Source organism: Paenibacillus nanensis (assembly GCF_003583765.1).
GTDB classification, from domain to species: Bacteria; Bacillota; Bacilli; order Paenibacillales; family Paenibacillaceae; genus Pristimantibacillus; species Pristimantibacillus nanensis.
This window is the reverse complement of record NZ_QXQA01000018.1, coordinates 70710-94098: the sequence shown is the minus strand read 5'-3', so window position 1 is coordinate 94098 and position 23389 is coordinate 70710. Positions and strand designations below refer to the sequence as shown.

Below are 23389 nucleotides of genomic sequence, written 5' to 3'. Positions count from 1 at the left end.
CGGAGCTGAAATCTTGTACGTATCCGAAAATGTATACCAATAATTCCCTTCATTCACAAAAATCAAAAAGCCCGTCACGCCTCTGGCGTCAGAGACGTGACGGGCAATGCTTGCGGTCGCCGGCAGCTAAACAGCTCTCGATCTCGCCGCGAAAAAACCTAAAAACACGATCACAAACGCTGCGAGAAAGCCGAAGCCCCCGAGCAGTCCGAGACGGGCGGCGAAATAGCCGAAGCCTGCCCCAACCATGATAAGGGCGGCGTTTAAGCCCAGCGATTGAAACGAGTCGATCGTAGCCCGCATGGAGGAATCGATCCGATGATGCAGGTAGCCGGAAGCCAGCGGCTCCACGACTCCCGCTGCCATGCAGATGAGGAACAAGGCAATCAGCCCGGTCCAATTGTCTACCGATGCGATATAGACGTAACCAATCGCCGTCACTGTCATAACGGTCAATAGGATGGCGCGCATGCTCATGACACCCTTTAGTTTATAGGCCAGCAAGCTTCCCGGAAGCCTCGTCACAAACAATCCCGCGGAAAAGATGCCGAAGGCCGCTGTCGGGATGCCGAGAAGAGCGAGATACAGCTGCCAGAACTCATCCACATACGTAATGGCGGCGCCGATCGCCATTCCCGTCAAAATAACGGCATAGACGCCCGGGTGATTCCGGAAAAAGCGTATCGCCTCCGTGATGTAGGTTTTGAAAGGGATCGACCCTTGGTCCTCTCCGATATTCCCGCGCTCCGGTTCCTTGAGCAGCAACGTGACGGCGGTTGCAATGATCATGCTCCCCAAGGACAGCCAATAATTGAAGGTGAACCCGAATTTCCCCGCAAGCAGACTTCCGCTGAGAGCGGCGAGCATAATGGAGACGACGTCCACGGCGTTCAGGCGTCCGACGATTTTTTCGAATGCAGCCTCCTTCCCTTCGCTTCGAAGCGAGTCGTACAAGAGCGCATTCTCCGCTCCGCTGGCCGCCGAGCTGCCGATTGCCGCCAAAAAGACAACCAGCGCAAAATGCCAGAACTGCGACGCGAACACGAGAATCAGAAATTCCAGACAGCCGAGAAACGCGGATAGGACAATCAACCGTTTCCTTCCCCATTTGTCGGCCATAATGCCGGAAGGGACCTCCAGCAGCACGATGGTGACGGCATACAGAATCTCCGTCGCAACGACCATCGGAACGGTCATGCCTCTTTCTTCCCAATACAGCCTTTCGATCACATAGGCCGGGATCAGATGGTAAAAAAAGCGGATCACGTAAAGCTTCCAAATATTTTGCACGTTCATGCCCCTCTCGATTGATGGCTAGTGGTTCCGATTCAATCGAGTGATAAGGCGGGGCACGAGACTGGGCCCGGGGTAAGTCGGCTCAGAATTAACAAGGCGGTCTAGGAATCAGCATGTCGGCTTCTCCTCTCATCTCACTAATAGGCAGTCACAACAACTCTTTACAGCAGCAGCTCCAGCCATTGCTCCTTCGTTACAGGACCGAAGTAATACGGAAGATCGATCGTTTCCGTCAGCTCGCGAAGCGAAGGCGCGTCATAGCGCGTGCCGACAAGCTTAGCCGCAACCTCGCTGCTGTCGCCTCTTCCGAAATAATCGCCGAAAATCGCAGCTTCGGTAATCACTCCCTCTTCCACTTGAAGCCTGACGTCGAACGTGCCGGCTCCTTCAATCCGCGACCGGTGCTGCACGTTGAAAGCAGGGGAACGGCCATAATTCCATTCCCAGCTGCGGTAGCGTTCATCGGCAAGCTTGCGCACATGCTCCCAGTCTTGCTCCGTGAGCTCGTAATAGGGAATCTCGTCCTCGCCTTCGAATAGCGACTGCAGCAGTGTCTGCCGGAACTGCTCAATCGTCATCGGCTCCGGCAAAAACTCCGAGATGTTCGCGACGCGGCTGCGAATCGATTTCGTTGATTTGGAGACGTATTTCTCGGCGTTCACCTTCAGCGCGGAGACCACGTTTTCGATCTCCGAATCGAACAGCAGCGTGCCGTGGCTGAACATTTTGCCTTTCGTGTGGAACTGCGCGTTGCCGGATATTTTGCGTTCGCCGACTTGAAGATCGTTGCGTCCGGACAGCTCCGCTTCCACCCCAAGCTTGCGAAGCGCCTTCACAACAGGCTCCGTAAACTTTCTGAAATTATGGAACGAGCTGCCGTCATCCTTCATAATAAAACTGAAATTCAAATTGCCGAGATCGTGGTACACGGCGCCGCCGCCTGACAGCCTGCGCACGACGTGAAGCTTATTCGCCTCCACGTACTCCGCGTTGATTTCTTCAGCGGTGTTTTGGTTTTTGCCGATAATGATGGATGGTTCATTGATATAAAAGAGCAAGTAATCGTCATCCGGAAGCGACCGAAGAATATATTCCTCGAGCGCCAAATTAAGCGTAGGGTCCGTATTGCCGTTATTGCTGACAAAACGCATGCGTATTCCTCCTCAAGCTCCTGTGTCTGTTAGGGTGATTATACTCTTCCGATTCGGGCATATTCAACTGTCTGGCATCTGTCTGGCAAGAGGAGTAAAATGATCGTAAAAAGCGAAAAGGAGTTGGCACCCATGGAATACCGCCGTCTGGGAAGCAGCGGACTTCAAGTGTCCGCGCTTGGCCTCGGAACGAACGCGTTCGGCAAGCGCGCGGATGCCGCGACGTCTACAGCTGTCATACATAGCGCATTAGATGCCGGCGTGACGTTCATTGATACGGCTAACATCTACGCGGGCACGGAATCGGAGCGGATTATCGGAGAGGCGCTGAAGGGACGAAGACATGAGGCTGTCCTCACCACCAAGGCAGGCTTGCCCCGCGGAGCCGGTCCCTATGATCGCGGGTCGTCGCGCCGCCATCTGATGGCCGAGCTTGAAGGCAGCTTAAAACGGTTAAATACCGACTATGTCGATCTTTATCAAATTCATACGTTCGATCCTGAAACGCCGCTTGAAGAAACGCTTCGCACGCTCGACGACATGGTGCGCTCCGGCAAAGTCCGCTATATTGGCGCATCCAACTACTACGCTTGGGAGCTGATGAAGGCTGTAGGCATCAGCGACCGACTAGGACTTAACCGTTACGCGTCCATGCAGACCAGCTACTCGTTGGCGGACCGGACGCCGGAGCGGGAGCTGATCCCGATGTGTTTAGACCAAGGGCTCGGTATTATTCCGTATTTCCCGCTGGCCGGCGGCATTCTGACGGGCAAATACGCTTCCGCCGAGGACGCGCCGGAGGGCTCGAGAGCGGACACCGATCCCGGCTTCCGGCGATTCCTCGGCGAACGGACGATCGAGCTGTCGCGCCAGGTAAGCGGGCTCGCGGCGGAGCTTGACTGCACGCCAAGCGCGCTGTCGCTCGCCTGGCTGATGGCGCAGCCGGCCGTATCGACCGTCATCGTCGGCGCTACGCGGCCGGAGCAAATCCAGAGCAATCTAACCAGCGTGGAGCTGAAACTGGATGCGGCAGCTTTGCAGCGGCTCGATGAGATCAGCCTGCCGTTCAAGCAGGGCGAACCGTTCGCGCTGTACCGGCTGTCCTAGAGGCTAGGTGCGGCTTCTTCGATGATATAGTCTACGCTTCTTGCCGTAATGGACAGCTCGCTAAAAGCGCGGCCAGGCTTCTGCGTATCCAGAAGCGCGCGCAGCTCGAAGCTGCCGTCCTCGCCCGCATCAAGCTCTTCGTATAGCCACCAGTCGCCGGCTTCCACCTGCGTCAGATGATGCCCGGAGACATCGCGAAACCGCAGTAAGATCCGTTTATGGACTAGCATCGAGCCGCTGGCATTCAGCCGAAGCTCGATGCTTTTTGCCGTTTCATCCGCCTTAACGTCCAGCACAATCGAGTCGTGCAGCATATGAAGCTTGTCGCGGCAATCCGGCAGCCTGCTTTCAATCGCCTTGTACCGCTCCCAATAGCTGTTGCGGGCATTCTCCCAATCGCGTTCAAGCTCGCTTCGCCAAGCCTCTACCTTCGCCCGGAACGCTGGAGCAGGCATATGAATCCCTAACAAATCGCCTTCTCCGCGCGCGATCGCCGCCTTCAGCTCTTCGGGGATAAACCGCTCAATGAGCGGCTCCATCCACTTGTAGCTTTCCAGCTGTCTTTCCTCGAAGTTGAGCCCTTCCTTCGCATACCACTGCTTATCCGCCAGCAGGTCCTCTTCGGTCTCGTGAAAAGTAAGGCAGCCCCGCACCTGCATTTTTTCGTAACGTTCCCATGTAAAGTACCGCATGATCATGGTCCGTCCTCCCTTTTGAGGCGTTATTCGTCTGCAGGAAACCGGAGTCCCATCTGTCTGCGGGCCTCGTCCATAATTTCCATCGTGATAAGAGATGTCTCATGTGAATTGATGCTGGATTCGCGAAGACCCCGGTTCAGCAGCTGAATAAACTCATCCAGCTCGTAATACATCGTTTCCTCAATCGTCGGCCGGGACAGATCTTCGACCTTGCCGTCGCGCGTTTGGAACGTAATGCTCGTCGGCTCGCTGATCTTGTCGATATACAAGCTGCCGAGCTCGCCTTGAATTTCGTTCGGCAGGAAGGAATGCGTGATTTTCGAATGCATCAGCACCGCATCCATTGTGTCGTAACCAAGAATAAGGCTTCCCTCTCCGTCTACGCCGGACTCCAGCATGTAGCCTTGCGCCTTCACCGAATTCGGCTTGCCAAACAGCGCGACCGCCGGGTAGATGCAATAGATTCCGATATCCATGAGCGAGCCGTTCGACAGCTCGGGCTTGAACGCGTTCAGCACTTGGCCGGCCTTGTACGCGTCGTAACGGGAGGAGTATTGGCAGAAGCTCGCAAAATACCGCCGCACCGTCCCTGCTTTCTCCAGATTGTCCTGAATCGCTTTAAAGCCCGGCATCAGCGTCGACTTCACCGCCTGCATAAGCAGCGTATCCGTGCGTTTTGCCGTCTCTATCATCTCTCTCATCTCTCTGGCATTGGAAGCCGCCGGCTTCTCGCACAGCACATGTATGCCGCGATTCATCGCCGCAATCGCATGCGGAGCGTGGAGGCTGTTCGGGCTGGCGATATAGACCGCGTCGATTACGCCGCTGCCGAACATCGCTTCTAAATCCGTGTACCGATGCGGAATGCCGTGTTTGTCCGCGAACTCCCGCGCCTTCTCTTCGGTACGGGAATAGACCGCCGCCAGCTCAAACTGCTCGTGCAGCCGGGCTCCCGCTAGGAATCTCTCTGTAATCCAGTTCGTGCCGATAAGGCCAAATCTGATTTTTGTCGTGGTTGTCATGTTGATCCTCTCCTTCTCTCTTTGACAAAAGCAATTCTTCTATATTATATTGGGCGAAAATGGCTGACGATAGATTTGGGGAGGTTAAACATTGGACACGCTCATTTTGCTCATACCCGCAATTATCGTTTGCGCGGCGGTACTGGCTCTTTTCTGGACGCAATCCAAACCGAAAAAAGGGCTTCTATTCGGCGTGACGCTGCCGGAAGCTGCATTGGACGACCCCCGGCTCACAGCGCTGAAGAAAGAGTACCGCAAAGCCTACGTCAGATTCGCCTTCGCCGCATGCGCCGCGCTGGTGCCGCTTCTGGCATTAAGCGACTATTTCTCTCTTGCTTTTATCTATTTTTTTATATGGCTTGGCGCGGTGCTCGCTTCTTCCACAGTACCATTTAAACAATTCCATCACAAGGCAACTGTCCTGAAACGGGAGAACGGCTGGTTTACCGGCGAGACCCGACAGGTTTCGATTAAAAAAGAAATCGAGCATATGACCGGACTGAAGCCTTGGTCGCCCTACTGGTTTATCGTACCCGCGTTAATATGCGTGCCGCTCATCATCATCTCGCTGCAAAATGGCGATCCTCTGCTGCGGCTGACCGGCGCTGCCGCCCTGCTTATGACCGGCGTAACGCTGCTGATTTCGATTACCTTTACCCACGGCAAGCCGCGCGCTTACAGCCGGAACCCCGTGCCGAATGCGGCTATTCAGCAAGCCGCCAGGCGATACTGGTCGATGTTCTGGCTGACGCTTGCCATATTCGAGGTGATGAACGCGACGATCGCCTATAACGTGCTGTCCGAAGGTACGATGATCGGCCTTGGCATGTGGCTCGGCGGCATCGCCATGGTTTCGCTTGCGCCGCTGTTCGGCGTCTTTTATGTCCATAACGTAATAAAAGATTTGGAGTACCGCTACGGCAGCACAGACGGCGTCAGCTTTGAGGCGGACAACGATATGCATTGGCGGCATGGCCTCGCTTATTATAATCCGGACGATTCGTCGGTTTGGGTGCAGAAACGGATCGGCGGCGGCATGACGTTTAATCTCGCGACCAAAACGGGGAGAAGATTGCATTATGGCCTGTTTGTCATTATTGCGGCCACCCTCATCCCTCTCATGGTGAACATCGTTCGTGCGGATGCCCACCCTCCGAAGCTATTAATCGATGACGCGGGCACCGTAAAAATCGAGAGCAGCGAATATCCGTACAGCTTCGAGCTGTCGGACGTTGAGGAGCTTACGCTTGAGGATGCTTTGCCGACCGGCTTCCGGACGAACGGCATGGCGACGTCCACCTACGCGCGGGGCAATTTCTCTCTGACGGATCTGGGCAAGGCCAAGCTGTATGTGTTCAAGCAAGCGCCGCCGTTCATCATCATCAAGCTCGATGAGCTGTATGTCGTATACAACGAAGAAGATCCCGCCCGCACTCGGGAGCTGTATGAGGAGCTAGCAGAGAAGACCGGAATATCGGGCGAGAACGCGACCGAATAAGCTAGTCATTTTAGTCAGGGAGGCTTTGTGACATGTCACGAACGGTGCAAGAGGTTATCGAAAAGCTGATCGAACCTGCAGGGCTGCGTCTGGAATCTACGGTCGACACATTAAAGAGCGGACGGCTCGATGCTCAAGTAGGCAAGGCGGCCGTCGCGTTTACGGCGACTTACACCGTTATTCGACAAGCGGTTGAAGCCGGAGCCGATCTGCTCGTTACGCATGAACCGACCTATTTTAACCATTTGGACGACAGCAGCTGGTTTTCCGAAGATCCGGTCTATGCGAAGAAGCGCAAGCTTATCGAGGAATCGGGCATCGCGATTTTTCGTCTGCATGACTATATTCACCGGTATCGGCCGGACGGCATTTTGATAGGGATGCTGCGAAAGCTGGAATGGGAGTCCTTTGCGGACGCCGACAATCCAAAGCTTCTTTCGCTGCCGGATGAGGAGAGTCATACGGTGGGCACCGTTGTCCAGCATTTGAAAAGCAAGCTGCAGCTCGACAGCGTTCAGGTGGCCGGCAATCCCGAAATGCCGGTAAAACGGCTCGCGCTACTGCCGGGAGCGCCGGGAGGCCGCGCGCAAATGCAGGCGATTGGCAGGAACGGCGTTGACCTGCTGATCGCGGGCGAAACCAGCGAATGGGAAACGAACGAATATGTGCGGGACGCAATCGATATGGGGATGGCAAAAGCGCTTATCCTAACCGGCCATCAGAAGAGCGAGGAAGCCGGCATGACGACCGTCATGGAAGTCCTGCGCGCAGCGTTTCCTGACTTGCCGGTGCAATTTATCGACTCCCCGGCGGCAGTGACGCGCATGTAACGGTTATAAAAAAGCGGAAAGCCTTCATACAGGCAGCGGATGTCTCGGCGCTAAAAAAGCGGAGAACCCTCATACAGGCAGCGGATGTCTCGGCGCTTCGACGGCGCTGCTATCCGCTGCTTTTTTTAGTCCTCATCCTCGTCCACCAGCAGATCGCGGAGCATGCGGTCGCGGTTATTGAGGAATTGCTTCGTTATGACATAATGCTCCGTCTCCTCCCAAGTCGTCGTTCGGATGCCATCCTCCGTAAGCTCATAAATGACGGAATCCGGGTACGCCATCAAAATCGGCGAATGGGTGGCGATTATAAATTGGGAATGATCCTGAATGAGATCATGCATGCGCGCAAGGAGCGACAGCTGCCTCGCCGGCGATAGCGCCGCCTCGGGCTCGTCCAAAATATAGAGGCCGTTGCCGCTGAACCGGTGAAGAAAGGTTGCGAAAAAGGATTCGCCGTGCGACTGCTGATGAAGCGATTTGCTGCCGTAGGAGTCGATAAGCCGCGGCGAGGGGGAAGGCTCTTGGTCCAGCTCATCAATATAAGTGGCGAGATTATAGTAGCTCTCCGCCCGGAAAAAGAAGCCGTCCCTCGGCCGCCTCGCTCCGCGTACCGGCTTCAAGTAGCGGTGCAAATCCGAATGGGTCTCCGCCGTCTGGAAGGCGAAGTTGATCGTTCCGCCTTCCGGGTTGAAGCCAAGGGCTACCGCAATCGCCTCCATCAGCGTCGACTTGCCGCTCCCGTTCTCGCCGATGAGATACGTGACCTTCGGATGGAACCCGAGCTCGTCGAGCTCTCTCACCGCCTTTAGGTTAAACGGATATTGCCGGAAGGACGGCACGCTGTCCCGGAGCAGCGCGATTTTTCTTAAATATCCGCTAGGTTCATGGATCGACATGCGTCATCACTCCTTAAGATGGGCCTGCAATGGCGTTTTGGGCCAATGCAACGGGTTTGGCCGCGGCGTGCGGGGCTGCAATGGCGTTTTGGGCCATTGCTGCGGGCTAAGCCGCGGCGAGCGGGGCTGCAATGGCGTTTTGGGCCATTGCTGCTGGCTAAGCCGCGGCAAGCGGAGCTGCAATGGCGTTTTGGGCCATTGCAGCGGGCTAAGCCGCGGCAAGCGGGCCTGCAATGGCGTTTTGGGCCATTGCTGCGGGCTAAGCCGCGGCGCGCGGGCTTGCAATGGCGTTTTGGGCCATTGCAGCGGGCTAAGCCGCGGCGCGCGGGCTTGCAATGGCGTTTTGGGCCATTGCAGCGGGCTAAGCCGCGGCGCGCGGGCTTGCAATGGCGTTTTGGGCCATTGCTGCGGGCTAAGCCGCGGCGCGCGGGGCTGCAATGGCGTTTTGGGCCATTGCTGCGGGCTAAGCCGCGGCGCGCGGGGCTTGCAATGGCATTTTTGGCCATTGCAGCAGGCTAAGCCGCGGCGCGCGGGCTTGCAATGGCGTTTTGGGCCATTGCTGCGGGTTAAGCCGCGGCGCGCGGGGCTGCAATGGCGTTTTTGGCCATTGCTGCGGGCTAAGCCGCGGCGCGCGGGGCTGCAATGGCGTTTTTGGCCATTGCTGCGGGCTAAGCCGCGGCACGCGGGGCTGCAATGGCGTTTTTGGCCATTGCTGCGGGCTAAGCCGCGGCGCGTGGGGCTTGCAATGGCGTTTTCGGCCATTGCAGCGGGCTAAGCCGCGGCGCGCGGGGCTTGCAATGGCGTTTTGGGCCATTGCAGCGGGCTAAGCCGCGGCAAGCGGGCCTGCAATGGCGTTTTGGGCCATTGCAGCGGGCTAAGCCCCGCGCGCGGCTGCCGCGACTCATTAAACCTTCGCCGCAGACTTGTCTGGGCCGTTGATGGCGTCCTGTTTTTGCTGCCATTTCTCGCCTTGCAGCTGCTTCCAGACGGTTTTGTTGCTGTACTGCTTCTGGGAGCTGATATCTTCACCGAACCAGTCCGGCGCTTGGAACGAATTCGCCTCTTCAATAGACGCGAACTCCACCTCGAGCACAGACAGCTTAATCTGGTCGTAGATGTCGATCTCGACGATGCGGCCGTTCCAGTCGGCCGTAATCCGGTTTTTCGTTAGCGGCGTAAAGCCGAATGCGGCCATGATCTGCTGGTAGATGCTCTCCGATATCGCATGCTCCACCTCTTCGCGCACCAGGCCGTTCCCCCGCTTGAAAGTATGCGTGTAGCTGATTTCCCCGGTCGCCAGGTCGGCGATCCTGCGGACCCGCAATTCTTCGTTGTCGTCCATGGCGAGATAGGTCTGCTCAATACGCTGCTCCGATTGCACTGTCAGCTCTTCCGCGTCAATTAACGCCTGAGGGTCCTCCGCCAATAAAAACTTCCGTTCAATCTCCATCCCCATGTCCACTCACTGCCCTTCTGCATCTTTTATGTTTTCAACCTACCAAATTAGGCGTGAGGATTCAACTTGTTGCTTTAAAAAACGATGCCGCATAAGGGACCGTCCTGCTACAATAGGAGCAACAGTTACTTTCGATCCAATAAAATAATAGGAGCGGACAAAAAGCATGACACCAGCACCAGCACCAACCATACGAAAAGCGTTAACGATAGCGGGCTCAGACAGCGGCGGCGGCGCGGGCATCCAAGCCGATCTGAAAACCTTTCAGGAGCTCGGCGTCTATGGCATGTCCGTGGTCACCGCAGTGACAGCCCAGAACACGCTGGGCGTACATGCCGTCTACCCAATGAACGAACAAGCCGTTCAAGCTCAGCTGCAGGCAATCGGCGACGACCTGCCGCCCGACGCGGTTAAGACGGGCATGCTCGTCGACGCCTCCATTATTGAAGCGGCAGCGGAGTGTGTTGTCCGATACGGCTGGCGCAACCTCGTCATCGATCCCGTCATGATCGCCAAAGGCGGCTCGGCTCTGCTCCGGCAAGAAGCCGTAAGCACGCTTACGAATAAGCTTCTCCCGCTATCAGCCCTCGTCACGCCGAACATTCCCGAAGCCGAGGAGCTGACAGGAATGAGCATCGTCACGTTAAGCGACAGAGAAGAAGCGGCCCGCCGGCTCTGCCAAATGGGCGCTAGAGGCGTGCTGCTGAAAGGCGGTCACGATCCTTCGACGCAGGACCTTGTCATCGACATGCTTTATGACGGCCGCAGCTTCCGCTTCTGGGAGAATAAACGGCTCGATACCCGGCACACGCATGGAACTGGCTGCACCTTATCGGCAGCAATTACGGCCGGGCTCGCCCGAGGACTCGAGCTTCCGGATGCGGTTGACCTCGCCGAAGCCTTCATCCACGCCGCCATCGCGCATTCCCTGGGCATCGGCGCGGGGCAAGGGCCGACCAATCATTTTGCCTACCGCAGCACGACAAAACAATAATCCGCTCGCAACCTCACAAAAAAAGGACCGTCATCCTCCCTGCCCGTTAAAGCAGTGAGTTTGACGGTCTATTTGACGCCTGACCGTGAGTTCGTCGGTTCTTCTAGCACCGGGCAAAGTGTAGGCGGCCCTTCTCCAGATTGTTTGTTCGGCGTCCTGGTACTAGGCGTGAAGTTGAAGGGCTTCGTTAGCGCCTGACCGTGAGTTGGTCGGTTCTTCTAGAGCTGCTCATAGTTTCGATGTCCTTCTGTCTTCTAAGCACCTTGACTTGTCTAAGCATTGAGACTTGCGACCTTCTGCCTGCAAAGCCATGTGGCTTGTCGGTCCTTCCGGGCTTATGCAGTGGGCTTGTTGGCCCTGTCCGGAACCTCCTTGAAGCGCGCTCGCTTACCTGATCACTTCGAGCCGCGCTCCTTTTGCAGGCTCCTGCACCTGTCTCCGCCGGATGCCCCGGTAAATGACATAGGTCAGCAGGATGCACTCAGCGATCGTCAGCACTCCCCGCGCCACATATTCAGAAACCAGCATATCGCCGGTCTTCCAGCCAAAGACCCAATCGTTCGCCTGCATAAACAAAGCATGGCTCAAATACGTCACGATGCTGAATAAGCTGAGCTGCCGGTGATAGACCGTCGCGAACCGGCTTCGCATGCGGAGTACGCCGTAGAACAGAAGAATGGTCAGCGGGAGCAGCGTGAACGCCAGCTTATATTCGTTCGTCCAATCCGAGGTCGTCAGCAGCATGGCCAGCTCTATAACAATCAAGACGCAAAGCGGCATGACGGCCCGGCGCGCGCGCAGCCTGAGAAAGCGTTCCTCGTATTTGGCGATGACGGCTCCCGCAGCGACAAACGTTAATCCGAACCCGATATATTGCGTCAAGACCAGGTCGAGATAATTCCACTGTTCCAGACTGATGCCTAAAAAACCGTCCATCATTCCCCCGAACAGAAAACGAAGACTGCCCGAAGTAAACTGGCACAGCACGAATCCCGCAAGACATATCCAAACAATCGATCGGGCGGGCAAGTTTTTTATCAGCCAATAAGAAGCCGCCACCCCGAACAGAAGGGGCGGAATAAACCACAGATGATAATAAGGACCGTTCACAAAAACGGCCATAAACCATATTTTGGCCTGCAACCATAAATTGCCGGCATGAAACCCGTCACGCAGCAGCGCAGAAACATTATGCTGCAAGGTGAATAACAAGCAGAAGAAGCTGTACATAACCGCGATTCGGATCAAATATCTTTTCAAATAAGTCTCGGAACGAGCGGCATGCGACCAGCCTTTATACGCAAGAAAACCGGCGATCACATAGAAGCAAGGCACAATGACCCTCGTCAGCAGCGCCACGAAGGACATCGTTTCGCTGCCCGTCTCCTCTAATAAGGAGATAAGCAGCGCATGACCCAGCAAAACCATAATCGCCCCCGCGAACTTAAATATCGTTATCCCCGGATAAAACTTGCGCATCACGCATGTCTCCTTGCAACGTGGATTTCCTGCTCGGCCAGCTGTTTCATTTCGGCTATGGATATTTTGCCGGTGGGCGATAAAGGAAGCTGGGAAAGGAAGATAAAGGTCCTCGGCAGCTTGAAGGCGGACAGCCTGGGCGCCAGCTCCTGCTTCAGACGGTCAGACGTTAGGAAGCTGCCGCTCTTCGGCACGATGCATGCGCAGACTTCCTCCCCGTATAACGAATCCGGCACGCCGATGACAAGAGCATCCTCTACCTCTTCATGTTCCATAATGATGTTCTCAATCTCGATGGGCGATATTTTTTCGCCTCCGCGGGAGATGATGCGGTGGATCCGCCCCGCAATCGCCAAATGCTTCCGCTCGTTCAGCCAGCCCAGATCTCCCGAGCGATACCAGCCATCCTCCGTAAAGGCGGGCCTTTCGGTGCGGTCATTCGCATATCGCATGACCCGATGACTGCGAATCCATACCTCCCCTTGCTCCCCTGCCGGCAGCTCTTCGCCTGTTGCGGGGTCGACGATTCGAATCTCGACATGCGGATCTACCTTTCCGGCGAGGCTGGCGCTTTCTTTCATGAACGCCTCATATGGAATCAGCCCTCCAAGGAGGTTCGTATGCTTGACAATGCGGAATAGAAGCGGAATAAGGAATCCGCGCAAATGCTCCTTCCGGATACAAGTTCCGCTTGCCACCGAACCGGCCTCCGAAGAGCCATAGCTCACCAAAAAAAACTGCAGCCGCAGCTCGCTCGTTACCTTTTGCAAAATGGACGGGGTTACCGCCGCTGAAGTAAAAGCCGCGCCAAGCAGCGAGGACAGGTTGAATGCCGCGCGCTCCGGCGCCGCCACCATTCTTTGCAGCATGTACGGCGTTCCCACCAGCACTTTGCAGCGCTCCTTTTCAATGGCGGACAACGCCTCTATCGGATGAAATCGGCTGAGCATCACCGTTGGGACATTCGTGGATTTCAAATTGGTCAAAATCGTGGCGAAGCCGCCCATATGGTATAGCGGCAGCAGATTGAGAAGCTTGAAGGCCTGCATAATCCGGGTATTCAGCCCCAGCATCAGCTTTCGAAGCGGACTGGACGACTCCCCTTTACCGGCGCTTGCGATCAAAAAGGATGCGGTCGTGCGAAGCACGCCTTTGGGAACCCCCAACGTTCCGGATGTAAAAAGCAAAATAAGCGGGTCACGGGAAGCAACATGCCGGATTGCCTCCTTCCATTCATCGGATCCAGCGAGGTTGCCCGCGGCCGCCAGCTCGGAATAGGGGCGGAACCCCTGGAGTCGCTCATCCGAATCGGCTACAACATACACGGAGGAAGGGATAAAGCCGCCTTCCGAACGCCCGTCGCGAGCTTCTGCCAATTGGCGCAGCATGGACGGATAGTGCTGCTGGTGCCCATGAGCGCCGATAATCATCAGAGCCGGTCTCGATTCGTTCAAATACCCGGCCAGCTCCTCTTTTTTCGAATAGGCGTTGATCGGGACAAGCACCGCTCCAAGGCAGGCAGCCGCATACATGGATAGAATCAGTTCCATGCGGCCCGTCATCAAAAAGGCCACTCTGTCGCCCTTGCGTACGCCGTTCCTATGCATACCGCGTGCAAGCGGCAGCACCTCCCGCCAAATCTCAGCCCATGTATAGCGCTGATCCCGCTCCGGAAAAATGTAAGCTATCGAGCTTGGAAAGCGCCTTGCCCGCTCCTGGAGCAAATAAGGGACCGAATCCACATGTAAACCGTTCAACCATTCCATGACGCAGACCTCCGAGACTGTTCGTCTTATCGCACTTCCACACTACTATATCACGATGATTGTTCTTTATAAAGAACATTTTTATAAACCTCTGAGTCTTCCTCCACATAAAAAAAACGATAAAGCAAGACGCGCCTGCTCTATCGTTTCTATTCTCGCCGCCCATATCGGCTAGCCGTTGTTGAAGCCTTTCAAAAACTGAGAAATGACGATCATCGTATCCTCTAACGATTGATTGTCATCGGAGCTTTGCGCGATCCATAACGCCGATTCATTCAGAGCCCCGGAGAGAAAATGCGTCATCGCGTCAATCGGAACCGGCTTAAGGTAACCCTGCTGCTGCATCAGCTGCAGCTGCTCCCGCAAATGCCGCATCGAGTTTTCCTCATCCATCCTGCGCCACGCCTCCCAACCCAGCACAGCCGGACCGTCAATAAGCAAAATTCTTTTGATGTGAGGCTCAACGGCAGCGGCCACAAAAGCGCGGCAGCCTAAAATCAGCTGCTCCCACGCATCGCCGCTTCGAGCGGCTCCGGCTTCCACCCGCTCTCCCATCTCCTTCTGAACGGACTCCAGCACGGCCTGAAACAGCCCCTTTTTGCTGCCGAAATGATGGTAAAGCGCTCCTCGCGTCAAATTCGCCTCCGCCACGATCTCCTCCATCGACGATTCCGCGTAGCCGCGCTCCGTAAAATGCTTCCTTGCGACTTCAACAAGCTTCGCGATCGTTTCGTTCGCCTCTTCTTTCCTTCTTTTCATGCCGTTCCCATTCTCCCGTTACGCGTCGTTACCTCATCTTATCATCCTTTCTGTTCGGCTTGCCACAAGTTCTCGTTGTAATTTTCGCTGTACGCGTCGGAAGGGGGAATGATTTTGATCACGTCGATCAATACGCCATTAGGATCGCTTGTTATGAAGTGGCGCTGCCCGAACTCTTCGTCCCGGATATCAAGCTGCAGCGGGAGCTTGTGCTGCGTGATCAATCTCTCGTACTCCGCGTCCACATCCTCCACTTCAAAATTGAGGATAAGTCCGTTCACCGAATGCCGGTAGACTGACGGCACAGTCGAATGCCCGGCTTCCAAAATAGCCAGCTCGAATGCCGATTCCGCGTCCTTTGGCAGGCGAAGACTTACGTACCAATCGGCTTCGAATACGGTCTCAAATCCAAAATATTGCCGATAAAACTCGGCGCTGGCTCCAACCTGCTCTGTTAAAATAACCGGATAAAAGCTAGACGTTTTCATCAATCATTCTCCTTTATCGTTTTCTACCAACAATTTAACATACATTCTGTATGTATGTAAACAACAAAATCGGATGAAACTTCACAAACCGCATAGCCAAAAAAAAAGGACAATCAACCCTCCACGGATTGATTGTCCCGCTATTGTCATTCGTACACCGTTCCCGCGTAAAATTCCATCATATCGCGGATCAGCATAAAGGTATCTCCATTTGTCATCTTCTGTTTATTTTTCATGCTTTGTACCACCGGACTCGATACCCAGCCCCGTTTTAAAAGCAAGCTTACCGCTTTCCGGGGTGCCGTCTCGACCCCCGCCATCAAGCATAAGCCGTGCGCTGCTTCATCCAGCGAGAGCGTATCCTTATCTTCTATTATCGGAGCGGCGTTTATGTAGCTCCCTTTAAAATACGCGGGATGCATCGTCTTCAGCCGCTTCATCATATTGCGGAAGCTCTTCGGCGATACCGGCCCGTCCAAATCCCATCGGTTGTTGTCGTAGCCGCCGATCGTCATATTCATGCTAACGGCGGCAAGCAGCGCTTTGTATGCCGGATGCTTCCTATATTCCGGCTTCTCCGTTGCATAGTAGGTCAGATCCATGCCGGCTTTGGTCAGCATCGCGCGCAGCTCTTCGATCGCCTCTTTGGAGCGCGACAGCTCCCGGAAGCTCATTCCGTTCGATATCGCGAGCTTAGCCGCGGCGCCCGCCGCTTCCCCCGTCGCCATGCCGAGCGGCACAACCCGCGCGCTTCCATGGGGCAAAGAGTCGAAGCTGGCCGCCCGCCCGACAACGAGAAGCCTGTTCACGTCAAGGGGTACCAGCGAGCGAAACGGTACGCCGTATTGAAGCGGCGACATCATTATCGCTCCGGTATCCTCGCGGCTTAGCCGCTGAATATCGACATCGTAAGAGCCGTAAGCAATCGCATCCCAGAAGTCGCGGTTCTCCATCACATCGGCCATCGTAAGCCGATATTCGCCTCTAATATGCCGAGACTCCCGGATATACAGCTCCGGAGCCGTGCCGGCGTATTCGAGCTTCTCCATCTCCTTGAACTGCTTCTTCAAATATGCGGCGATTCTCGGCGCTTCCTCTTTGCCCAGCTTCATTCCTTCTTCCACCGACTTCGGATCCAGCGGGTCGATCCCGAACAGATGCATCGCGTTAATGAGAATACTGTCGTCGTTCTGCCGGCCGATATTCAGCCCCCGCAGGGCTACCCGGTCCGGGTCGGTCGATTCGTAAAGTCTGGCGTCAAGAAATCCCCATGCGCTTTTTTTATCGATGCCGGTATCTTCGCGTTCGCCGAAAGACTTCCAAATCGTATCGGTCACACCGCTCATTTTAAATACCAGCGTCACCGCCATGCGCGCTTCGGGGTTGCCGAGATCCTCTCGTCCTACCGTATAGGGAACCCCAGCTAACGCTGCGATATCGCCATCCTGCGTAGCGTCGATGACGGCGCTTGCCCCGATTGACCGTTCAACGCTCTCTTCATCGACGATGATCATGCCGACGACATCACGGCCGTTCATCATCGGTTTCATCGACTGAACACCCATGTGCACATGTATCCGAGGCTCATCCGCTACCATCCTGTGCAAAGCCGCCGCCGCTTCCACGACATCGATTGAGGTGCCGCCTAATTGATCGTACCATTCCTGAAAGATGCCTTTATTCAAAAATTCGCGTTCTCCTGAAGGCCGGGCAGACGCCGGCGCAAAATTTAAGTCCAAGGAATTCAGCCATCCCAGCGTAATAAGCCCGCCCAGCCGATCTCTTCCTTTGCCGTCAACAAGCAGCACGTCAAGCCCATGCCGCGCAGCGGATAACGCGGCCGCTACGCCCTCGGGATCCGTTCCGGCTACAATAACGTCGTATCTCTCGCTATATCGAGCCTCTTGTTCAAGCTTAGGAAGCGGAACCTGGCCGCTTTGCGCGAAGCGCCATGCTCCGCCCCGCCAAGCCCAAAGGCCGGCGCCTGCCAGAATAAGCAAGATGACCGCCGCCGTTAACCAAGTTATCGCTGCTTTCGATTTGCGCTGTAACAGGCAGTTCACCTCCCCGTGTCCATGCGCTTTAGTATTCGGATTTTCAGCCAAAATTATCTTCTTTTTCCACTGGAAAAAACAGAAAAATATTCAGCTATTCCTCCGTATTGCGGTAAATAAAACCGCTTCCTTCCCGTTCGGCGGCCGCAAGCCATGTGCCGACAGCTAGACGAATATCGCTATCGTTAGCCGCTTCAACAAGCTCTTTCATTGCCGTATCCCACTTGTAAATGACACTGCTATCCCCGTTCCAAGTCTGGATATACAAGCTTCCATCCGTTGACAGGGACGCCCTTCCATCAAGGTTCGGCTCCCATATTTGACGATTTTGACGATCCAGGGCGACAAAAGCTTTCGAATCAAACGTCGTACCTTCCCGCCGCAGCGGAAGGAGGACAAGCTCCTTGAGCGCGTTTGCTTCTTTCACGGAACCGTATGACGTCAGCTTGCCCGTACGAAGATCATATTCTTTGTATCGAATTTCGTCTTTACTCCAGACGGTATCCGATACTGGCTTCGGCTTATACGCTTCTATTAAAAGGCGCTGCTCATCCAGCCATTCATACACGTTTATCCGCTCGCCTGATTCGGCTTTAAGCATCCCGACCCGCTTACCGTCACGGTCGAAGAATGCAATTTCTTCCGCGGCGACGGCATTGCTGTTATCGTAATACTCGCCCATCTCGTTGCCCTTCGAAGCGTATTCCAGGAAAAACGCCGTACCTTCGCGGTTCCAAACAGGGCCCGGATCGGACAGCGCCATGCCGTCATCCACGCTGAACAGCTTCAGCACTTTTCCGCTTAATGTATCCGCAAGCATAAAGTGATTGCTTACGTGAATCTGGTCCTTTTCGGTAAAGTTATAGATAAACCGGTCTAATTGGGGAGTTGGATAGATCAACTCTCTTATGGGCTTGCTGCCGAGATCGCCGAAGGCCGGAAACGTTTGCCCGCCATGACCGTAAATGCTGCCCTTATCCAAATCAGCCAGCCACATCTTGCCTAGGAAGCTGGTCAGCAATACTTTTGTCGTTCTGCCGTCATCGTCCTGCGCGTAATGAGCGCTTGCCAAGAAATCCTCGCCGGCTTCCTCGCTGCCGACCGGGACGCTCCAGAAAGCAGGCAGCGTTCCGTGTCCGCCCGTTTCGAGGTAAAAAAGGGCCAGCTCATAGTTGATCATGCCTTCATGGACGGTGCGCTTCAAGAACAAGGCTTTTTTTTCATTGATGATTTTCACTTTTTGATAAAAGGGCTGTTCTACCGCGTCTGCCGAGTAAAGCGGGTATGCTTGAGCCTCCATCCGGTCCGGCCGAACGACGATCATCTCGTAGTAGTTCTTTCCGGCGGCTTCCCGTTCGGTCAGATGGACGGCAACATCCCCATACGCATCTATTGCTGCGGTTTGCACATAGCCCTCCCCGCCGTCTTCGAACGAAAGCCGGAATCCGTGTTCGGCCGGCTCTGCTTTCGCTATTACCTTTTGTTCGGAAGTTGGAATATCGCCTGCTGTATGGTCCGCATTCAATCCGTTAACCTTGTCGGTTGGGGCTTCGTCCAGCACTCCCGCTCTCTCCCGCACTTCAACGGTTTCTTCCGAAATAGCCGCGTTCATTGTCCTCTCGTTGTCGAACGCAGGCATAATCAGCAGGAAGATCATGACTAGAGATACCGCAATCGTAATGGTCATATGTTTATTCATGCATACGCTCCTGTCGCAAGAAGATGATTTCAGCCTAATAGACGAAAAGAAACGGATTTAGTTACACAATTTTACAATTATCTTTCCCGCCCAACCAAAATTTTCACCAAGAGGGATCAAGCTGGTATATAATAGATGCATCCCATACGAACGAATGTTGCGTTAATGACAGTAAGAATAGGAGAATCAACATGGATATTATTGAACTTCCTATGGCCTTGATCGACGAAGACAAAGACCAGCCGAGATACCAGTTCGACGAAGAAGCGCTTCAGGAGCTGATGCGAAGCATTGAGGAGCTGGGGCTGCTCTCCCCCATTAAAGTTAGAACAACGGGAGACGGACGCTACAAAATTATTTACGGCAACCGCCGTTACAAAGCTTCCGAGCGGTTAGGCCGAACCACGATCCCTTGCATCGTCTCGACCGCCACGGACGAGATGGAAATTTATTTGGAGCAGATTGCGGAAAATTTGACGCGCGAAGGCTTCTCCCCGATCGAAGAAGCGGAAGCATTCGACAAGCTGATGAACGATTCCCGCTTCCGCAGCTCGCTCAAATTTCTTTCCGCCAAGCTGGGTAAACCGGAGAGCTATATCAAAAATAAAATGGAGCTGCTGAAATTCAGTCCCGCCGTGAAGAGGCTCATCGTCAGCGGGATCGAAATCCGCAAGGACAAGCTGACGGAGGATCAGCTGATGCCGCTGAAGGATCTGCCGATGGAGCATCGCGATCCGCTCGCGCTGATCGCGGCCAGGGACGAGCTGCCCGTCAGCGACGTCAAAAAAATCGCCAAGCTGTTCAAGGACAAAACAATCTCGGACAGCACGAAGGAGAAGCTGCTGCTGAAGAACGGCCCCGGGTTAATTGAAACGTGGTCCGTCTACGAGCAGAACCGCAAGGAGCGGGCGAAGAAACAGGCGGAGCAGGAGGATGCGCCGACTGCCTCGAAGCCTGCCGCTGCCGCTTCACACACGGCGGCAAGCACCGGGAACGCCGTTCCGCAAAGCGCCGCAGCCGCTGCTGAGCCTGCAGCGCAGCCAAGCTCTGCAGCTGGCGCCGCTGCTGCGACGTCCGAGGCCGCGCCTGCCGTTGCAGCTGCTTCGGCAACCGCCGCGCCAGCTCCAAAAGGCAACGTGTCCGATCTGTTGAAGCAGCTGCATGCCCAGCTCGCCCGCCAAGCGGAGATGACGCAAACGATTATGCAGCTATCCGCTTCGTCTCATGACGGGGAGTATACATTATTCCCGCATGAAATCGATGAGGTGATCGCGAAGCTGGAGCAGCAGCTGGCCGAGTGGAGAAGGTTGAGACCATAACAAGAGGCTGTTCCCTTGCAAGCGTGCATGGGAACAGCCTCTCTTCATTTTCCAACTATCGTCATCAAATATATGAACAGCGCAACGGCCATACACCCTGCAAACTTGTAATTCGGCGAGGCCATCTCAAACACTGGCTTTTTCAATAAGCCCGCAAGCAAATTGTTTACAGCGGAGGCAGGCGATATCGGATTGGATAAGGCCCAGCTGCCCAGCAGCAGCACCGCGAAGTAAACCGGAGTAATTTGAACGGAGAGCGGGTCAATGCCGCCGGCAAGCAGCGTGACAGGCACAATAGGATGAAGGCCGATCAAAGAGGTTCCCGCAATCAGAAGGATCGTCAATACCGTAAACGTAACGGATATCGGCAGCGGAATATCGCCCAGCAGTGACGGGACGTATGATCCAAGATTCGTGACGCCGATCGAACCGCTGAAGAAGCCGGCGGCCATAAACAGCGTCATTTCCTTCTGTAAAGCAGGCAATGTAACGGTTACATGATTTTTAATCCCGCTCCTGTACACAGCCGTCTCTCCCTTAGCCAAACACCAGATCAGCGGAAATAAAACCGCCGCGATGCAAATTAAGATGACCATGGGCAGAGGAATAACCTGTTCCATCGATATAATGACGGCAATGGCCGCGACGAGATAAAGTCCCAGTCCCATCGGCAGTGACGCGCGGTGTTCCTCCATCTTAACCGTCTCCGGCTGCTTCTCCATTTCAGCGCGGTTAAGCTCCCTTAGATCAACGGTCCAGCTTACGGCGATGCTTAGAACAGCCAGCCCTGCCATATAAAACAAAACCGATGACCAGGACAGCCCGAGAGACGTAGTAACGAGCGTCATCGCGGCGAAATACGGCGACCAAAGAATAGCCCCCGCAAAGCCGCGGTTCATCGCATTCGCCAGCAGCCGGGTCATCCCATGCTGCGGCTTTACGAACACCATGTGATAGACGACGGAGATGGAGCCGACATTAATAAATACTCCCATCACCTGCGTAAGCAGCTGCGTTCCCGCGAATAAAGCCGTTTTGCTGCGGAGCCGTTGTTCAAAAAAACGTTTTAACGCTTCGACGTATGCCGGAATCCGTACGGGAATACCGAACAACGGGGCAAAAAGGAACAACGTGACGATCGTGACGTTTATGCCGGCCGACTCGAACCATACCCGAGGCGCCGCTTTCTGAACGCTTAATAGGACAACACCGATCGCCATAAAGCTGAGGGTCAGCCAGAACGTCGTCCCTTTCAGCTTAGGCAGCAGCATGGCGATCGCGAGAAGCACCAAGCCTCCCTGCAAAAAAATAAGCATCTCGAGCTGAGTCAGTTGAAATGCCAAATAAACCGCGGCAATGGAGAAAAGAAGCGTCCTCTCCACTGCCGCTCTAGCTGCGGATGTCATCCGACCCGCCCTCTTTCAATTCGTTAATGAAATTGCCAGCAGCTCAAGCTTAAATTGCCGTATTGGTAGCTGCGGTGCAGCAGCTTCGCCTGACGGTTGGCGTCACCCGTTCCCATGGCCAGCAGAAGCGGAATAAAGTGCTCGTTCGTTGGAACGGCTTCCTCGGCATAAGGAGCCAGCTCGCGATAGTTGAACAGCGCCTCCGTATCCCACGCCTCAAGCTTGCTTTGAAGCCAGCTGTCGAATTGCTCCGCCCATGGATCTATGCCTTCAGAACGCCAATTCAATCTCCTTAAATTATGAACGGTTCCCCCGCTTCCGATAATGAGAACATCCTGCTCGCGAAGCTCCGTAAGCGTCTTGCCGATCTGGTACTGCTGCTCATTGGTCAAATAACGGTTGACGGAAAGGGCAACGACCGGAATGTCCGCCTCCGGATATAACAGCTTAAGCACCGCCCAAGCCCCATGGTCCAAGCCTCTTTTTTCGTCGATAACGCTTTGAATGCCCTGTTTGGCGAACAAGGATTGGATCTGACCGGCCAGGGAGCGGTCGGTTTGTGCCGGATAAGTCATCCGGTACAGCTCCTCTTGAAACCCTCCGAAATCATAAATCGTTTCGAAGGTTTCAGCGGCACCGATCGTTTGCGCCGCCTCTTCCCAATGAGCGGAAAATAACACGATCGCTTTCGGTTTTGGCGTATTTTCTTTAAACTTCTTAAGCAGCTGTGTATATTCATTATCCTCGAGCACAATCGACGGGGCGCCGTGCGCAAAAAAATACGATGGCATCATCGTTCTCTCACTCCTCTATTGTAGTCAAACCGGCATCCTGCACAAGCCAATTTGCAAAATCGCGCTGATTCTCTACCGTTACGCCGTGGTCGGCCGAATAGAGCTTAAAGGTTAAGCGGTCCGTTCGTTCCCGCAAATACGCGGCCGTCTCATGACCAATGCGAACCGGGAACACCGAGTCAAATTCGCCATGCGACACAAATACCGAAACGTCTTTTATGCTTCGAATCGGATACTCGGTTTTCACAAAGTCAGGAATATATCCGTTCAAAGCGACGATCCCCTTCAGCTGCTCCCCCATTACAAGCGCTAGCGTCATAGTCAAAATGGCGCCTTGGCTGAAGCCCAGCAAATAACGTTTGCCGGGATCGATCGGGTACTTGGCAGTCGCGTAACGAATGAACGCTTCCAGGTTTTGAACCGCTTCATCAAACATTTCGCGAATCGGGTTTCCTAAACTCTTCAAATCATAATACTGGTAACCGGCGCCAAGCGGCAGATTGCCGCGAATGCCTATAATAATAAAATCGTTTGCCATCGAAGATACGAGGCCGAACATATTTCCTTCATTTGAACCTTTGCCGTGCAAAGTGAAAATAACCGGATAGCTTCGGCCAGGCTCAACATCGCCCGGCATGTGTATGTCATATTCATAAATTGGATTCATCCTGCTGTCC

At 54.7% G+C, this 23389-nt stretch carries 21 protein-coding genes; 6 read left to right on the top strand and 15 right to left on the bottom strand.

From position 1 onward, the window contains the following. Positions 1 to 126: 126 nt before the first annotated feature. Together D3P08_RS22795 and D3P08_RS22790 are read right to left on the bottom strand one after the other, a co-directional pair. Positions 127 to 1290, bottom strand: a complete 1164-nt coding sequence (locus D3P08_RS22795; RefSeq protein ID WP_420819055.1) for an MFS transporter — start codon at positions 1288 to 1290, stop codon at positions 127 to 129. Between the two features lie 167 nt (positions 1291 to 1457). Continuing rightward, the gene (locus tag D3P08_RS22790) at positions 1458 to 2447 is read right to left on the bottom strand and encodes a lipoate--protein ligase (RefSeq protein WP_119602426.1); all 990 of its coding nucleotides are present in this window, start codon (positions 2445 to 2447) and stop codon (positions 1458 to 1460) included. A 132-nt stretch (positions 2448 to 2579) separates the two neighbouring features. Here D3P08_RS22790 and D3P08_RS22785 point away from each other — a divergent pair, with 132 nt between their 5' ends. Beyond that, on the top strand, positions 2580 to 3554 hold the full coding sequence (locus tag D3P08_RS22785; RefSeq protein WP_119602472.1) for an aldo/keto reductase: 975 nt from the start codon (positions 2580 to 2582) through the stop codon (positions 3552 to 3554). Here the strand turns inward: D3P08_RS22785 and D3P08_RS22780 are convergent. Further along, positions 3551 to 4252, bottom strand: a complete 702-nt coding sequence (locus tag D3P08_RS22780) for a DUF4085 family protein (protein ID WP_119602425.1) — start codon at positions 4250 to 4252, stop codon at positions 3551 to 3553. The two genes, D3P08_RS22785 and D3P08_RS22780, sit on opposite strands and share 4 nt — an antisense overlap. A gap of 23 nt (positions 4253 to 4275) precedes the next feature. Next, entirely contained in the window at positions 4276 to 5274 is a 999-nt protein-coding gene (locus D3P08_RS22775; RefSeq protein WP_119602424.1) for a Gfo/Idh/MocA family protein, read from the bottom strand. A gap of 91 nt (positions 5275 to 5365) precedes the next feature. Here D3P08_RS22775 and D3P08_RS22770 point away from each other — a divergent pair, with 91 nt between their 5' ends. After that, positions 5366 to 6772 carry a DUF5808 domain-containing protein gene (locus tag D3P08_RS22770; RefSeq protein WP_119602423.1) on the top strand — a complete coding sequence of 469 codons (1407 nt, stop codon included), beginning with the start codon at positions 5366 to 5368 and terminating at the stop codon, positions 6770 to 6772. 32 nt (positions 6773 to 6804) lie between these two features. Continuing rightward, complete coding sequence (locus D3P08_RS22765) at positions 6805 to 7602, top strand: Nif3-like dinuclear metal center hexameric protein (protein ID WP_119602422.1); 798 nt, start codon at positions 6805 to 6807, stop codon at positions 7600 to 7602. 125 nt (positions 7603 to 7727) lie between these two features. Here the strand turns inward: D3P08_RS22765 and D3P08_RS22760 are convergent, their stop codons facing one another. Continuing rightward, positions 7728 to 8498 carry an AAA family ATPase gene (locus D3P08_RS22760; RefSeq protein WP_119602421.1) on the bottom strand — a complete coding sequence of 257 codons (771 nt, stop codon included), beginning with the start codon at positions 8496 to 8498 and terminating at the stop codon, positions 7728 to 7730. Between D3P08_RS22760 and D3P08_RS22755 the strand changes: the two genes are divergently transcribed. Next, a complete protein-coding gene (locus D3P08_RS22755; protein ID WP_147381841.1) occupies positions 8497 to 9273 on the top strand; it encodes a hypothetical protein in 777 nt (258 codons plus the stop codon). The two genes, D3P08_RS22760 and D3P08_RS22755, sit on opposite strands and share 2 nt — an antisense overlap. 129 nt (positions 9274 to 9402) lie before the next feature. Here D3P08_RS22755 and D3P08_RS22750 read toward each other — a convergent pair whose 3' ends face one another. Continuing rightward, positions 9403 to 9954, bottom strand: a complete 552-nt coding sequence (locus tag D3P08_RS22750) for a CYTH domain-containing protein (protein ID WP_119602419.1) — start codon at positions 9952 to 9954, stop codon at positions 9403 to 9405. Between the two features lie 166 nt (positions 9955 to 10120). Here D3P08_RS22750 and thiD point away from each other — a divergent pair, with 166 nt between their 5' ends. Then, a complete protein-coding gene (gene thiD / locus D3P08_RS22745) occupies positions 10121 to 10948 on the top strand; it encodes a bifunctional hydroxymethylpyrimidine kinase/phosphomethylpyrimidine kinase (RefSeq protein ID WP_119602418.1) in 828 nt (275 codons plus the stop codon). A gap of 387 nt (positions 10949 to 11335) precedes the next feature. On the opposite strand, the gene D3P08_RS22740 is transcribed toward thiD, so the two are convergent. The 6 genes from D3P08_RS22740 to D3P08_RS22715 form a co-directional block, all read right to left on the bottom strand. Then, positions 11336 to 12427: an acyltransferase family protein gene (locus D3P08_RS22740; RefSeq protein WP_119602417.1), complete on the bottom strand. Its 1092-nt coding sequence runs from the start codon at positions 12425 to 12427 to the stop codon at positions 11336 to 11338. Continuing rightward, a complete protein-coding gene (locus D3P08_RS22735; protein WP_119602416.1) occupies positions 12427 to 14193 on the bottom strand; it encodes a class I adenylate-forming enzyme family protein in 1767 nt (588 codons plus the stop codon). Before D3P08_RS22735 ends, D3P08_RS22740 begins: the two co-directional genes overlap by 1 nt. Before the next feature lie 171 nt (positions 14194 to 14364). Beyond that, positions 14365 to 14952 (bottom strand): TetR/AcrR family transcriptional regulator, encoded by a 588-nt coding sequence (locus tag D3P08_RS22730; protein ID WP_119602415.1) that lies wholly within the window; start codon positions 14950 to 14952, stop codon positions 14365 to 14367. A 41-nt stretch (positions 14953 to 14993) separates the two neighbouring features. Continuing rightward, complete coding sequence (locus D3P08_RS22725; RefSeq protein ID WP_119602414.1) at positions 14994 to 15440, bottom strand: VOC family protein; 447 nt, start codon at positions 15438 to 15440, stop codon at positions 14994 to 14996. 146 nt (positions 15441 to 15586) lie between these two features. Then, on the bottom strand, positions 15587 to 17503 hold the full coding sequence (locus D3P08_RS22720; RefSeq protein WP_119602471.1) for an FAD-dependent oxidoreductase: 1917 nt from the start codon (positions 17501 to 17503) through the stop codon (positions 15587 to 15589). Between the two features lie 85 nt (positions 17504 to 17588). After that, positions 17589 to 19193, bottom strand: a complete 1605-nt coding sequence (locus tag D3P08_RS22715) for a hypothetical protein (protein WP_119602413.1) — start codon at positions 19191 to 19193, stop codon at positions 17589 to 17591. 191 nt (positions 19194 to 19384) lie between these two features. Between D3P08_RS22715 and D3P08_RS22710 the strand changes: the two genes are divergently transcribed. Then, positions 19385 to 20512, top strand: coding sequence for a ParB/RepB/Spo0J family partition protein (locus tag D3P08_RS22710; RefSeq protein WP_119602412.1), 1128 nt, complete (start codon positions 19385 to 19387; stop codon positions 20510 to 20512). 44 nt (positions 20513 to 20556) lie between these two features. On the opposite strand, the gene D3P08_RS22705 is transcribed toward D3P08_RS22710, so the two are convergent. Genes D3P08_RS22705 through D3P08_RS22695 form a run of 3 tightly spaced genes read right to left on the bottom strand, consistent with a single transcriptional unit; the run spans position 20557 to position 23379 of the window. Then, the gene (locus D3P08_RS22705; RefSeq protein WP_119602411.1) at positions 20557 to 21918 is read right to left on the bottom strand and encodes a hypothetical protein; all 1362 of its coding nucleotides are present in this window, start codon (positions 21916 to 21918) and stop codon (positions 20557 to 20559) included. Between the two features lie 23 nt (positions 21919 to 21941). Further along, positions 21942 to 22712, bottom strand: coding sequence for a DODA-type extradiol aromatic ring-opening family dioxygenase (locus D3P08_RS22700; RefSeq protein WP_119602410.1), 771 nt, complete (start codon positions 22710 to 22712; stop codon positions 21942 to 21944). A gap of 7 nt (positions 22713 to 22719) precedes the next feature. Beyond that, the gene (locus D3P08_RS22695) at positions 22720 to 23379 is read right to left on the bottom strand and encodes an alpha/beta hydrolase (RefSeq protein ID WP_119602409.1); all 660 of its coding nucleotides are present in this window, start codon (positions 23377 to 23379) and stop codon (positions 22720 to 22722) included. Positions 23380 to 23389 lie beyond the last annotated feature (10 nt).

Bases quoted from the DNA above. Each gene is read 5' to 3' on its own strand.
- D3P08_RS22790 (WP_119602426.1), bottom strand. From the start codon at position 2,447: ATGCGTTTTGTCAGCAATAACGGCAATACGGACCCTACGCTTAATTTG.
- D3P08_RS22785 (WP_119602472.1), top strand. From the start codon at position 2,580: ATGGAATACCGCCGTCTGGGAAGCAGCGGACTTCAAGTGTCCGCGCTT.
- D3P08_RS22780 (WP_119602425.1), bottom strand. From the start codon at position 4,252: ATGATCATGCGGTACTTTACATGGGAACGTTACGAAAAAATGCAGGTG.
- D3P08_RS22775 (WP_119602424.1), bottom strand. From the start codon at position 5,274: ATGACAACCACGACAAAAATCAGATTTGGCCTTATCGGCACGAACTGG.
- D3P08_RS22765 (WP_119602422.1), top strand. From the start codon at position 6,805: ATGTCACGAACGGTGCAAGAGGTTATCGAAAAGCTGATCGAACCTGCA.
- D3P08_RS22755 (WP_147381841.1), top strand. From the start codon at position 8,497: ATGCGTCATCACTCCTTAAGATGGGCCTGCAATGGCGTTTTGGGCCAA.
- D3P08_RS22760 (WP_119602421.1), bottom strand. From the start codon at position 8,498: ATGTCGATCCATGAACCTAGCGGATATTTAAGAAAAATCGCGCTGCTC.
- D3P08_RS22750 (WP_119602419.1), bottom strand. From the start codon at position 9,954: ATGGGGATGGAGATTGAACGGAAGTTTTTATTGGCGGAGGACCCTCAG.
- thiD (WP_119602418.1), top strand. From the start codon at position 10,121: ATGACACCAGCACCAGCACCAACCATACGAAAAGCGTTAACGATAGCG.
- D3P08_RS22740 (WP_119602417.1), bottom strand. From the start codon at position 12,427: ATGCGCAAGTTTTATCCGGGGATAACGATATTTAAGTTCGCGGGGGCG.
- D3P08_RS22735 (WP_119602416.1), bottom strand. From the start codon at position 14,193: ATGGAATGGTTGAACGGTTTACATGTGGATTCGGTCCCTTATTTGCTC.
- D3P08_RS22730 (WP_119602415.1), bottom strand. From the start codon at position 14,952: ATGAAAAGAAGGAAAGAAGAGGCGAACGAAACGATCGCGAAGCTTGTT.
- D3P08_RS22725 (WP_119602414.1), bottom strand. From the start codon at position 15,440: ATGAAAACGTCTAGCTTTTATCCGGTTATTTTAACAGAGCAGGTTGGA.
- D3P08_RS22715 (WP_119602413.1), bottom strand. From the start codon at position 19,193: ATGAATAAACATATGACCATTACGATTGCGGTATCTCTAGTCATGATC.
- D3P08_RS22710 (WP_119602412.1), top strand. From the start codon at position 19,385: ATGGATATTATTGAACTTCCTATGGCCTTGATCGACGAAGACAAAGAC.
- D3P08_RS22705 (WP_119602411.1), bottom strand. From the start codon at position 21,918: ATGACATCCGCAGCTAGAGCGGCAGTGGAGAGGACGCTTCTTTTCTCC.
- D3P08_RS22700 (WP_119602410.1), bottom strand. From the start codon at position 22,712: ATGATGCCATCGTATTTTTTTGCGCACGGCGCCCCGTCGATTGTGCTC.
- D3P08_RS22695 (WP_119602409.1), bottom strand. From the start codon at position 23,379: ATGAATCCAATTTATGAATATGACATACACATGCCGGGCGATGTTGAG.